The organism is Streptomyces sp. NPDC002754 (genome assembly GCF_053592315.1).
In genome coordinates this window covers 15,986-28,351 of record NZ_JBSFVM010000024.1, presented here as the reverse complement: position 1 = coordinate 28,351, position 12,366 = coordinate 15,986, and the positions used below count along the sequence as shown (strand labels likewise).

The window sequence follows — 12,366 nt, the reverse complement described above, 5'->3', positions numbered from 1 at the left end:
TTTCCGTTAGTCGGCTGTCTGCTCGATGGACTCCGAACCCGGTGCATCGGGTGCGTCCGGGTCGAACGACGGAATCCCTTCCTGCGTATCGCCCTCGATCGCGTCCGCCTCGGGGAGGAAGGGCGCGAGTTCCGGCAGTTCGTCCAGGCCGCGCAGGCCCATCCGCTCCAGGAAATAGTTCGTCGTCCTGTACAGGATCGCACCTGTTTCGGGTTCCGCGCCCGCCTCCTCCACCAGACCCCGCTGCAACAGGGTCCTCATGACCCCGTCACAGTTCACTCCGCGCACCGCGGAGACCCGGGAACGGCTGACCGGCTGCCGGTACGCGACGACGGCGAGGGTCTCCAGAGCCGCCTGAGTGAGCCTCGCCACCTGCCCGTCCAACACGAAGCCCTCGACGGCGGCGGCGTACTCGGGCCGGGTGTAGAACCGCCAGCCGCCCGCCACGAGCCGCAGCTCGAAGCCGCGCCCCTGCATGCGGTACTCGTCGGCCAGCTCCCGCAGAGCGTCGCTCACGGCCCTCCTGGGCCGCTGCAGGATCTTGGCCAGATGCTCCTCGGTGGCGGGTTCGTCGACCACCATGAGTACGGCTTCCAGGGCGGGCTTGAGGTCGAGCTCCGCCACGCCACCGGGGTCCTGCTCGCTCATGCGCTCGCTCACGTGCTCACTCACGGGGCGGCCTCCTTCCGCTCGGGCACCTCGGGCACCTCCGGCGCCCGGTCGAACTCGTCCGTGACCACGGGCTCCTCGACGCCGTCGCCGCCGGTCCAGCGCACGATCAGCTCCCCGAGCGCGGTCTCCTGCTCCAGCCCCACGGCCTTCTCCCGGTACAGCTCGAGCAGCGCGAGGAACCGGGCGACGACGGTGAGCGTGTCGTCGGTGTCGGCCACGAGCTCCCGGAACGGGGCCTCGCCGACCTCCTTCAGCCGGGCCACCACGTACTGGGCCTGCTCCTGCACGCTCACCAGCGGCGCGTGGATGTGCTCCACGTACACCTGGGGCTTGGGCTTCGGCTGCATCGCCTTCACGGCCAGCTTGGCGAATCCCTCGGCGCCGATGTTGATGACGACGTCGGGCAGCAGCTCGGCGTGGTGCGGTTCGAGCCCGACGGTCCGCGGATAGCGCCGCGCCTCGTCCTCAAGACGCCCGCTGAAGATATCGGCGATCTGTTTGTACGCGCGGTACTGCAGCAGCCGCGCGAACAGCAGGTCCCGCGCCTCCAGGAGGGCCAGGTCGGCCTCGTCCTCCACCTCGGCGGTGGGCAGCAGGCGGGCGGCCTTCAGATCGAGCAGTGTCGCGGCGACGACGAGGAACTCCGTCGTCTGGTCGAGGTCCCAGTCGGCCCCCATGGCCCGGATGTGGGCCATGAACTCATCGGTGACCTTGGACAGCGCGACCTCGGTGACATCGAGCTTGTGCCGGGAGATGAGCTGCAGCAGAAGATCGAACGGCCCCTCGAAATTATCGAGCCGAACCTTGAACTTCCCGTCATCGACCTCGGCCTCAGCCTCCGCCGACTCCGCCGCCTTGGGCAAGCTGCCGCCTTGGGCGGCAGGGTGGGCAAGGCGGCCCCCGGTCCCGCCCGAAGGCTCCGACGGCACCGGCACCGGCTCAGGTGCAGAGACCGCACCCCGGCCGAGCGCACGCCGACGACCCGCCGACGGCGGCTGCGACGGCGGACCGGAGGATTCGTTGACGGACATCAACCCAGGACGCTACCCGCCCAGCGCCTAGCGCCCCCGCAGCCGACGCACAAGAATGCTCGCGTCCCCACGGGACTCCAGGTCGGCCAGGACCACGGCGACCGCCTCGCGCACGATGCGCCCCCGGTCGACCGCGAGCCCGTGCTCACCGCGCAGCACGAGCCGCGCGTGCTCGAGGTCCATCAGTTCCTCGGCGGAGACGTACACGGTGATCTTCTCGTCGTGCCGCTCACGCCCACTGGGCCGCCGGTTGGCCGCACGCGCCCGCTTCCGCGCCGCAGCGGACGAGCCTCGCCCACCGGAACCTTCCTGCGCCCCGGAGGCCCTGCGCCCCGCCTTCTCCGCGCCGTCCGCGGCGGCGCCGCGGGTCCGCGACCCGGCGTCCGACTCGGCCTCGGCGGCGGAGTGCTCACCGGAACCGGAGGAGGCGGGTCCCGCCTCCTCTTCGCTGTCGGACGAGGCCGCCGCCTCGTCGCTCTCCCCGGCAGGCGGGGGGACCCGCGCCTCCCCGTTCGCCGGGCGTCGTGGCGACGACGATTGCAGCCCCATGCCCCCGGTCGTACGGAACAGTTCGTCGGCCCCCGGCAGACTCACTCGGCGTGACACCGGGCGAGCACCTCCCTGGCGAGCTGGCGATAGGCCGCGGCACCGACCGAGTTCGAGGCGTACGTGGTGATCGGCTCACCGGCGACCGTGGTCTCCGGGAAGCGAACGGTTCTGCCGATCACCGTGTGGTAGACGTTGTCGTCGAACGCCTCGACCACGCGCGCGAGCACCTCACGGCTGTGCACGGTCCGCGAGTCGTACATGGTGGCGAGGATCCCGTCGAGCTCCAGGTCCGGGTTGAGCCGCTCCTGGACCTTCTCGATCGTCTCGGTCAGCAGGGCCACACCACGCAGCGCGAAGAACTCGCACTCCAGCGGGACGATGACCTTGTGAGCGGCCGTCAGCGCGTTCACGGTCAGCAGGCCGAGCGAGGGCTGACAGTCGATCACGATGTAGTCGTAGTCGGCCATCAGCGGCTTGAGCGCCCGCTGCAACGTGGACTCGCGCGCCACCTCGCTGACCAACTGCACCTCGGCAGCGGACAAGTCGATATTGCTGGGAAGCAGGTCCATGTTCGGAACCGCGGTCTTCAGCAGGACCTCGTCCGCGGCCATCCCCCGCTCCATGAGCAGGTTGTAGACCGTGAGGTCGAGCTCCATCGGGTTCACGCCGAGGCCGACCGACAGGGCTCCCTGTGGATCGAAGTCGACGAGCAGGACCCGGCGGCCGTACTCGGCGAGCGCGGCACCCAGGTTGATGGTCGACGTGGTCTTGCCGACGCCGCCCTTCTGGTTGCACATCGCGATGATCTTCGCCGGGCCGTGGTCCGTCAGCGGTCCTGGAATCGGGAAGTACGGCAGTGGACGCCCGGTGGGGCCGACGCGCTCGCGGCGCTGGCGTGCAGCGTCGGGTGCGAGCGTGGCCGCGTACTCGGGGTCCGGCTCGTATTCGGCGTCGGGGTCGTAGAAAGACCCCTCGGGCAGGGCGTCGTAGTCGGCGAAGTGGCTTTGTGTGTCGCCACTTCGGTCTCCGGCCATGGCGTTCACGTGATGGCCATCCATGCTCTGGGCTGCTGTCTGCGTCGGCGTCTGCTGGGGGATGCCCTGATAACTGCTCTGGTGGGCAGTGAAGGTACGCACAGCGACGGGGCCGACAGCCTGAAGCCCCGCGGGAACCTGTCCGCCTGGCTGGCCACCTCCGGGAGTAAATGTCGACTCATTCACAAGTCGTCTTACCTCCTTGGATGTAGCCAGGAACATTTATCGATAGGTCAGCGTGGCACCATGCCGACGGTTGGCGACTCTATGGCGTGTCACCACTCCGCAGCAACACAATCCGCCGGACCCGGCACGATGTGTCGGTAACGAAACACCCTCATGTCAAGGGCGTACGACGGCTCTTCGGTGCATTTCGTCGCCGTGCGAATCGGGTAAAGGGTTACGTTCAAGGCGAGTTGACCATGTCCGGACCCGTACCTTTCCCCTACACGTACGGCCGGACCCCTCGCAAGGTCCGGCCGTAGGCGTGAGATTGACGACTTTTGTTGACGTCGCCCTCGAGGCGGGTCAGCCGAGGAGGCTCTCCAGCTCGAGGTGCTCGAGGCCGTGCGCCTCCGCGACCTCCTTATAAACGACCTTGCCGTCATGGGTGTTGAGGCCCAGGGCGAGGGCCGCGTCGCGGCGCAGAGCCTCGGCCCAGCCGCGATTGGCCAGCTCAACGATGTACGGGAGCGTGGCGTTGGTCAGCGCGTACGTCGACGTGTTCGGCACCGCGCCGGGCATGTTGGCGACGCAGTAGAAGACCGAATTGTGCACCTTGAAGGTCGGCTCGGCGTGCGTGGTCGCGTGTGAGTCCTCGAAGCAGCCGCCCTGGTCGATCGCGATGTCGACAAGGACACTCCCGGGCTTCATGCGGGACACGAGCTCGTTGGTGACCAGCTTCGGCGCCTTGGCGCCGGGGATCAGAACGGCGCCGACGACGAGGTCGGCCTCCAGGCATGCCTTCTCCAGCTCGAAGGCGTTGGAGACGACCGTCTGGATCTTCGTGCCGAAGATCTTGTCGGCTTCCTTAAGCTTATTGATGTCCTTGTCGAGCAGGGTCACATGGAAGCCCATGCCGATGGCGATCGTCGCGGCGTTCCAGCCGGAGACGCCACCGCCGATGACGACGGCCTTGCCCGCGTGCACACCGGGAACGCCGCCGGGCAGCACACCGCGGCCCCCGTTGGCGGCCAGCAGGTGGTAGGCGCCGACCTGCGGGGCGAGACGGCCCGCGACCTCGGACATCGGGGCGAGCAGCGGCAGCTGGCGGTTCGCGGTCTCGACCGTCTCGTACGCGATGGCGGTCGTGCCCGACTCCAGGAGCGCGTCCGTGCACTCCTTGGACGCGGCCAGGTGCAGGTACGTGAAGAGCGTCTGGTCCTTACGGAGGCGGTGGTACTCCTCCGCGATCGGCTCCTTGACCTTCAGCAGCAGGTCCGCCGTGGCCCAGACCTCGTCGGCGGTGGGGAGGATCCGCGCACCGGCCGAGACGTACTCGTCGTCCGTGATCGAGGAGCCCACTCCGGCGTTCTGCTCGACGAAGACCTGGTGGCCGTGGCGTACCAGCTCATGGACGCCGGCGGGGGTGATGGCCACCCGGAACTCGTTGTTCTTGACCTCGCGGGGGATGCCGACCTTCATCGTCGATCACGGTCCTTGGCTCAGGGATTCAACGGGCAATGCACTGCATACCGGCACACCGCAGGACGCACCGGGAGACGCCACGGATGGCCGCGGCAGAGCCAGTCTAATGAAGGTCTTTGAGCTGTCTAGCCTTTCGATGCATCAATCTTCTGCGGATGTGCTACGGATTTCGCAGGTGTTAGCGGCTTGTTCCGAAGGATCTGCTTCCGCTCCGACAGCGCCGGTGAGCTCCTCTCCCAGCATGCGCTCGGCCGCACCCCGGTGCAGCTTGGCGGCGGCGGGGTCGCCGAGCCGGTCCAGCGTGTCGGCGAGGCGCAGCTGGAGCGCGGCCTGCAGCCGTACGTCCCCGGCCTGGCGCGCCCACTCGACCGCCTCCTGGCAGGTGTGCAGCGACTCCTCGGGCCGGCCTGCGTATTCGAGCACCCGCGCCAGTTCGCTCAACGCCCGTGCCTGCGCGGGCACATCGCCCTCCTTGCGGTACCCGGCGACGGCCGAGCGCAGGGACCGCTGCGCCTCGCCGTAGCGGCCCGCGTAGGTGTGGACTCCCGCGATACGTCCATGGAGGCGCGCGGCGTCGGCCCGCTCGCCTCGCGTGAGCCGCTGGGCGAGGGCCCGCCCGTACCAGTCGGCGGCCCGCTGCCAGTCCCCGAGCGACTGGTGGGCGCCGCCTACGGATTCCATCGCGCGGCCCGTCGCGTACGGGTCCCGCGCGGCGCGCCCCGCGTCGAGAGCGGCCCGGTAGCGGGCCAGCGCCTCGTGCGTGCGGCCGGTCCTGGCGTCGAGGTCGGCGAGGTTGAGCAGGGCCGCGGCCTTCTCCCTCGGCAGGTTCCTGCGCTCGGCGACGTCGAGCACGAGCCGGTGGATCCCGTACAGCTCGGCCGCCGCGTCCTCGGTCCCCCGGTGCGCCACCATCGCCCGTACGAGAGCGGCCAGGAGGCGCCGGGCCAGCGTGTCCAACTCCCCGTCGGCGACGGCGAGGCGGGCCGCGGCGAGCAGCGCGGGCTGCCGCGCGCGCAGCCACTCGGCGGCCGCCTCCCGGTCGGCGAAGCGCAGGGCGCTCGGCAGTCCCGCGAGCTTCTTGCGGGCCGGAGAGTCGAAGGGCTCGGTGACGGCGCGGCACGAGGTGAGCAGCCGCACGGTCCGCTCCAGCATCCGGGCGCGGGCCAGCTGCACCTCGGCAGGACGGTCGACGGTCTCGGTGAGGCCGCGCAGGAACGGCGCGAGGCAGCCCGGCACCTCGTACTGCGGCAGCTCGGAGTCCACGCCGCGGACCAGGCCGAGCGTGACGAAGGCGTCGAGGGTGGAGTGGGCCGCCGCGACCGAGCAGCCGGCGAGCGCCGACGCGGTGTGCGGGTCGACGCAGGCCTCGGGGGCGAGGCACAGGTAGCGCAGTATCCGGGCGGCGGGACCGGGCAATGACTCGTAGGCGAACCGGAACACGCGCGCGAGGGCGGAACCGTCCGGCTCCAAGGCGTGCAGCTGCTTGGCCAGATCGGCGACGGACTCCTTGGGGCGCGCGGCGAGCCAGCCCCCCGCGATCTCCAGGGCGGCGGGTCCCGCCCCGCACAGCTCCACCAGGGACTCCGCCGAGCGCGGGTCGCAGGTGACACGGACCGAACCGGTGTGCCGGGTGAGGAGTTCGAGGGCGGCCTTGGTGTCGAGGCCCCCGAGCGTGCAGGGCCGCACGTCCGGGATGCCGGTGAGCGGGCCCTCGGCCACGGCCACGGCGAGGCAGTCCGGGGTGTCGGGGAGCAGCGGGTCGACCTGCTCGGCGCTGACCGCGTCGTCGAGCAGCAGCACCACGCGGCGCACCGCGAGGCCCTCGCGCAGCCGCTCGGACAGGTCGTCGGCGGTCTCGCCCGGCGGGGCGGGGAGTTCGAGGGCGTCGAGCAGATCGCGCAGGACACGTTCGGTGGGGACGGGGGTGCCGTCGGGGGCAGTGAGGCGGGTCTGGAGGGTGCCGTCCGGGTACTGCTCGCGGACGTCCCGCAACAGTTCTTCGGCGAGGGCGGTACGTCCCGTGCCCGGGCGGCCGGCGATCAGGAGCACCCGGGCACGCGGCGTCTTGCGCCCCGAGAGCGTGTCGAGCCCGGCCCGCTCGATGTCGGACCTGAGCTGAGCCAACTCCCGCTTGCGCCCCAGGAACTGACGCTCCGCCACCTCTTTTCCCCGACGGGTGCGACGCCGCTTGCGGGACCGTCCGGGGGCCGAATCGACCTCCGTCACGTCGTCCGACTCGACCGCCTGATCCGTCACGGGCCACGCTCCGTCTCACCCAGCCCCTGGCGGGGATCGGCAGGGGCGTTCCCGAGCCTAGTTGAGCGGATCCGGCTCCCCCTGGCGGACGGCGCGCCCATGTCGCCTGATCGGATCAGCGGATGGTCCGACCGGCTCCGCCGCCTTGGGCAATCTGCCTTCCCCAAGCTCTCGAACAACCTCGAGCAGGGGAGACCCCATCGGGCGGCAGGGTGGGCAAGGCGGCCCCCGGTGCCGCGCGCCGAATCGGAGGCCCATGCCCCGGCGTGGTTACGGTCCCGGGGCTCCGCCCCGGACCCCGCTGCTCAATCGCCGCAGGGGCTTGATTCGGCCCACCCCGGAGGGGTTACGCCTCGAAGGGCCTCGCCGGCCACTCCGCCAGCGCCGGGCGGAGGGCGTCAAGACCGTCACCCGCCAGAGCCGCCGCAAGCGAAAGCGCGCCTACCACAAGGCAGTTGTTGTGCAGCTCACCCGCGAGCACACCCCGCACCAGCTCCGCCAGAGGCACCCGCGCGAACTCCATGTCCGCCTCTTCCTCCTCCACCTCGAACCGCTCGCCGTCCGCCTCGGAGAGGTCCCGCGCGAGGAAGATGCGTACGGCCTCGGAGCAACCGCCCGGCGTCGTGTAGACGTCCGTGAGGACCCGCCAGTCCTCGGCCTTGACGTGCACCTCTTCGTACAGCTCGCGCTGCGCCGCGTGCAGCGGATTCTCACCGGGGATGTCGAGCAGGCCCGCCGGGATCTCCCAGAGCTTCATGCTCACGGGGTGCCGGTACTGCTTGAGGAGGAGCACCCGGTCCTGGTCGTCGAGGGCCACCACGGCCACCGAGCCGGGGTGCACCTGGTAGTCGCGCCGGGCGACGGAGCCGTCCGGCATCACGACGTCGTCCGTGCGCACGGAGGTCTTGTTCCCGACGAAGGGGGTGTCGGTCGCCCGGACCTCCCACTCCTCGGCGGTGTCCACGAGCGGCGTGTTGGCCGTCATACCGAAAGCCCTCCTACGTACGCATGAGCGGTACTCATAAGAAACCGGGGCGCACGCCGCAAAAAGGCGTACACCCCGGTAACCGTACATCGCTGGTGCGACAGGCCCCGCAGAGCCCTTACTTGGCCTTCTTGGCCCCCGCGGAACCGGCCGAGCCGCCCTTCGCGGCAGCGACCTTGAGCTCCACGGCCGCCTTCACCAGACCGGCGAACAGCGGGTGCGGACGCGTCGGACGCGAGCGCAGCTCCGGGTGCGCCTGCGTGGCGACCAGGTACGGGTGGACCTCGCGCGGGTACTCGACGTACTCGACGAGCTTGCCGTCCGGGGAGACGCCGGAGAACTGCAGGCCCGCCTTCTTCTCCAGCTCGGCGCGGTACGCGTTGTTCACCTCGTAGCGGTGACGGTGGCGCTCCTCGACGTACTCCTTGTTGTCGTACACCTCGCGCACGATGGAGCCCTCGGCGAGCTTCGCCGGGTACATGCCGAGCCGCATCGTGCCGCCCATGTCGCCTTCACCGGCGACGATGTCGAGCTGCTCCGCCATGGTCGAGATGACCGGGTGGGCGGTCGCGGCGTCGAACTCCGTCGAGTTGGCGTCCGGGATGTCGGCCAGGTTCCGCGCGGCCTCGATCACCGTGCACTGCAGGCCCAGGCAGAGACCGAGCAGCGGGATCTTGTTCTCGCGGGCGAACTGGATCGCGCCGACCTTGCCGGCCACGCCGCGGTCGCCGAAGCCGCCGGGGATGCAGATCGCGTCGACGTCGCCGAGCGTCTTCTTGGCACCGGCCGGCGTCTTGCAGTCGTCCGAGGTGACCCACTTGATCTTGACCTTGGCCCGGTTGGCGAAGCCGCCCGCGCGCAGCGCCTCGGTCACCGACAGGTAGGCGTCGGGCAGGTCGATGTACTTGCCGACCAGGGCCATGACGATCTCGTGGTCCGGCTTGTGGACGCGGCCGAGCAGATCGTCCCACTGCGTCCAGTCCACGTCTCGGAACGGCAGGTCCAGCTTGCGGACGGCGTACGCGTCCAGGCCCTCTGCGTGCACGACCTTCGGGATGTCGTAGATCGAGGGGGCGTCGGGGCAGGCGACGACCGCGGCCTCGTCGACGTCGCACATCAGGCTGATCTTGCGCTTGATCGCGGTCGGGACCTCACGGTCGCTGCGCAGCACGATGGCGTCCGGCTGGATACCGATGTTGCGCAGAGCCGCAACCGAGTGCTGCGTCGGCTTCGTCTTCAACTCACCCGAAGGACCGATGTACGGCAGGAGGGAAATGTGGACGACCAGCACGTTGTCACGGCCGACCTCGTGGCGGACCTGGCGGACGGTCTCCAGGAACGGCAGCGACTCGATGTCGCCGACGGTGCCGCCGACCTCGGTGATCACGACGTCGACCTCGTCCGTCGCCATGCGGCGGATGCGGTGCTTGATCTCGTTCGTGATGTGCGGGATGACCTGGACGGTGTCGCCCAGGTACTCGCCGCGCCGCTCCTTGGCGATGACCTGCGAGTACACCTGGCCGGTGGTCACGTTGGCCGAGCCGTCGAAGTCGATGTCGAGGAAGCGCTCGTAGTGGCCGATGTCCAGGTCGGTCTCGGCGCCGTCGTTGGTGACGAACACCTCGCCGTGCTGGAAGGGGTTCATCGTGCCAGGGTCGACATTCAGGTACGGGTCGAGCTTCTGCATGACGACGCGGAGGCCACGGGCCTTGAGCAGCATGCCGAGGCTGGAGGCGGTGAGGCCCTTACCGAGGGACGAGGCGACACCCCCAGTGACGAAGATGTGCTTGGTCGTCGAGGATTTCGGCTGCATGGCCAAGAGGGGGCTCCCGTGGTCGCGGTCGTGGGGTGCGGGCCGACGCGCTCGCCCGAGTTTTCGGGAGGCGCCGTCGCTGCGGTTCGGGGGTTCTATGACCACCGGCTCACGGGCTACCAGGGTATCAGCGACAAGAGGAGGCTGCTTCCGGCCACGCTCCGCGCACGGCCCACCACGCAGGTGGGACAAGGTCCTGACACTCACCCGTACGGCCCAGACGCGATGCAGTGAGCGGCACGCGGATCACTTGAGCGCGTCGTATCCTGCTCGGACACTCGGCTGGCGAGTCACAACGGAAAACGGCGTCACGACGGCAACACCCCCGCCCGTACCCCACCGTGCATCGGAACACTCCGTCCGTTCGCCGCGATCCCACCCGGAACGACCGGCTCATCAGTTCGTTTGACAAGCACGTATCCGGACGGCGTATCAACGGGACAGCACGATCCGTCGTCTCATCCCTCACCCCACAACCTTTCGCTCCACCTTTTTCCTGCAACCGTGGCCGTTCGACTGGAGATGCACGTGGCCGGGCGCATCGAGGATTACGCACTCATCGGAGACATGCAGACCGCCGCCCTGGTCTGCCGGGACGGCACAGTCGACTGGCTGTGCCTGCCCCGCTTCGACTCGCATGCCATTTTCGCCGGGTTGCTCGGCACCGAGGACCACGGCTTCTGGCGCCTGGGTCCCGCCCACGCGTCCGATGCCGAGCCACCGAGAGCGGCGCGGCGCGGATATCGCGGCGACACGCTCGTCCTGGAGTCGGAGTGGGACACGCCCCGCGGCACCGTCCGGGTCACCGACTTCATGCCGCCGCGCGACGGCGCACCCCAACTGACCCGGATCGTGGAGGGCGTGAGCGGGCGCGTGCCGATGCGCTCCGCGCTGCGCATGCGCTTCAGCTACGGCCGGATCACTCCCTGGGTGCACAAGGTGGACGGCCGTACGGTCGCCGTGGCCGGGCCCGACTCCGTGTGGCTGGACTCGGAGACCGAGACGTACGGCAAGGACCTGACGACGTACTCGGACTTCACGGTGGCGCCCGGTGACCGGGTCGCCTTCACCATCCAGTGGCAGCCCTCGCACAAGGGGCAGCCGCCGGTGCCCGACCCCGAGTCCGCCCTCGCGGCGACGGAGGAGTTCTGGCAGCAGTGGGTGGAGCACGGCACGTACCACGGCCCGTACCGCGAGGCCGTCGTCCGCTCGCTCATCACCCTCAAGGCCCTGACCTACGCGCCGACCGGCGGCATCGTCGCCGCGCCGACGACCTCGCTGCCCGAGGAGATCGGCGGCGTACGGAACTGGGACTACCGGTACACGTGGTTGCGGGACGCCGCCATCACCCTCTCCTCCCTACTGCGCACCGGGTACCGGGAGGAGGCGCGGGCCTGGCGCGAGTGGCTGCTGCGGGCGGTCGCGGGCGACCCGGAGAACCTGCAGATCATGTACGGCATCGCGGGCGAGCGGGAGTTGGGCGAGGCCGAGCTCGACTGGCTGCCCGGCTACGAGAACTCGACGCCCGTACGCGTCGGGAACGGGGCGGCGGGCCAGCTCCAGCTCGACGTGTACGGCGAGGTCACCGAGGCGCTGCACCTGGCGCACATGACGGGCCTCACGAGGAACGACTACGCCTCGCTGCTCCAGCTCAAGCTCATCCGGTACCTCGAAGGCCACTGGGACGAGCCGGACGAGGGCATCTGGGAGGTGCGCGGTCCGCGCCGGCACTTCGTGCACTCGAAGGTCATGGCATGGGTGGCCGTGGACCGCACCATCAAGCTCATCGAGTCCGGGGACGCGGACGGCCCGCTGGAGAAGTGGCGCGACCTGCGCGACGACATCCACCGGGACGTCTGCGAGAAGGGCTACGACAAGGAGCGCAACACCTTCACTCAGTCGTACGGCAGCAAGGAGCTGGACGCGTCGCTGCTGCTGATTCCGCAGATGGGCTTCCTGCCGCCCGACGACAAGCGGGTCATCGGCACCATCGAGGCGATCCAGCGGGAACTGTCGACGCCGGACGGCTTCATCATGCGGTACCCGACGGACGGCGACGACGCCGGTGTCGACGGTCTTCCGGGTGACGAAGGGGCGTTCCTCGCCTGCTCGTTCTGGATGGCGGACGACCTCGCGATGATCGGCCGGGTCGACGAGGCCCGCAAGCTGTTCGAGAGGCTGCTCGCGCTCCGCAACGACCTGGGCCTGCTCGCCGAGGAGTGGGATCCGCGGCTGCAGCGCCAGGTCGGCAACTTCCCGCAGGCGTTCAGCCACGTGCCACTGATCGACACGGCACTGCGGCTGACGTCTTCGGGCGCGTACGCAGGGTAGAGCGCGGGAACGGGCGGGGGCGGAGATGTTGCACGGGCGTGTGCGCCG

At 69.8% G+C, this 12,366-nt stretch carries 9 protein-coding genes; 1 reads left to right on the top strand and 8 read right to left on the bottom strand.

From position 1 onward, the window contains the following. Nucleotides 1-6: 6 nt before the first annotated feature. From scpB to ACWD2L_RS31515, 8 genes are all read right to left on the bottom strand, one after another. Nucleotides 7-648 (bottom strand): SMC-Scp complex subunit ScpB, encoded by a 642-nt coding sequence (gene scpB / locus ACWD2L_RS31550; protein ID WP_351342269.1) that lies wholly within the window; start codon nt 646-648, stop codon nt 7-9. Between the two features lie 20 nt (nt 649-668). Further along, complete coding sequence (locus ACWD2L_RS31545; protein ID WP_351342238.1) at nt 669-1,703, bottom strand: segregation and condensation protein A; 1,035 nt, start codon at nt 1,701-1,703, stop codon at nt 669-671. A 27-nt stretch (nt 1,704-1,730) separates the two neighbouring features. Then, nucleotides 1,731-2,309, bottom strand: a complete 579-nt coding sequence (locus ACWD2L_RS31540; protein WP_351342236.1) for a hypothetical protein — start codon at nt 2,307-2,309, stop codon at nt 1,731-1,733. Continuing rightward, nucleotides 2,294-3,472 (bottom strand): ParA family protein, encoded by a 1,179-nt coding sequence (locus ACWD2L_RS31535; protein WP_351342235.1) that lies wholly within the window; start codon nt 3,470-3,472, stop codon nt 2,294-2,296. Before ACWD2L_RS31535 ends, ACWD2L_RS31540 begins: the two co-directional genes overlap by 16 nt. A 342-nt stretch (nt 3,473-3,814) precedes the next feature. After that, nucleotides 3,815-4,930: an alanine dehydrogenase gene (ald, locus tag ACWD2L_RS31530; RefSeq protein WP_351342233.1), complete on the bottom strand. Its 1,116-nt coding sequence runs from the start codon at nt 4,928-4,930 to the stop codon at nt 3,815-3,817. Nucleotides 4,931-5,074: 144 nt separating this feature from the next. Then, nucleotides 5,075-7,057, bottom strand: coding sequence for a tetratricopeptide repeat protein (locus ACWD2L_RS31525; RefSeq protein WP_351342268.1), 1,983 nt, complete (start codon nt 7,055-7,057; stop codon nt 5,075-5,077). Nucleotides 7,058-7,535: 478 nt separating this feature from the next. Next, a complete protein-coding gene (locus tag ACWD2L_RS31520; RefSeq protein ID WP_351342231.1) occupies nt 7,536-8,174 on the bottom strand; it encodes an NUDIX hydrolase in 639 nt (212 codons plus the stop codon). Nucleotides 8,175-8,292: 118 nt separating this feature from the next. Continuing rightward, entirely contained in the window at nt 8,293-9,987 is a 1,695-nt protein-coding gene (locus ACWD2L_RS31515; protein WP_351342229.1) for a CTP synthase, read from the bottom strand. Between the two features lie 522 nt (nt 9,988-10,509). Between ACWD2L_RS31515 and ACWD2L_RS31510 the strand changes: the two genes are divergently transcribed. Then, nucleotides 10,510-12,318, top strand: coding sequence for a glycoside hydrolase family 15 protein (locus ACWD2L_RS31510; RefSeq protein ID WP_351342266.1), 1,809 nt, complete (start codon nt 10,510-10,512; stop codon nt 12,316-12,318). Nucleotides 12,319-12,366 lie beyond the last annotated feature (48 nt).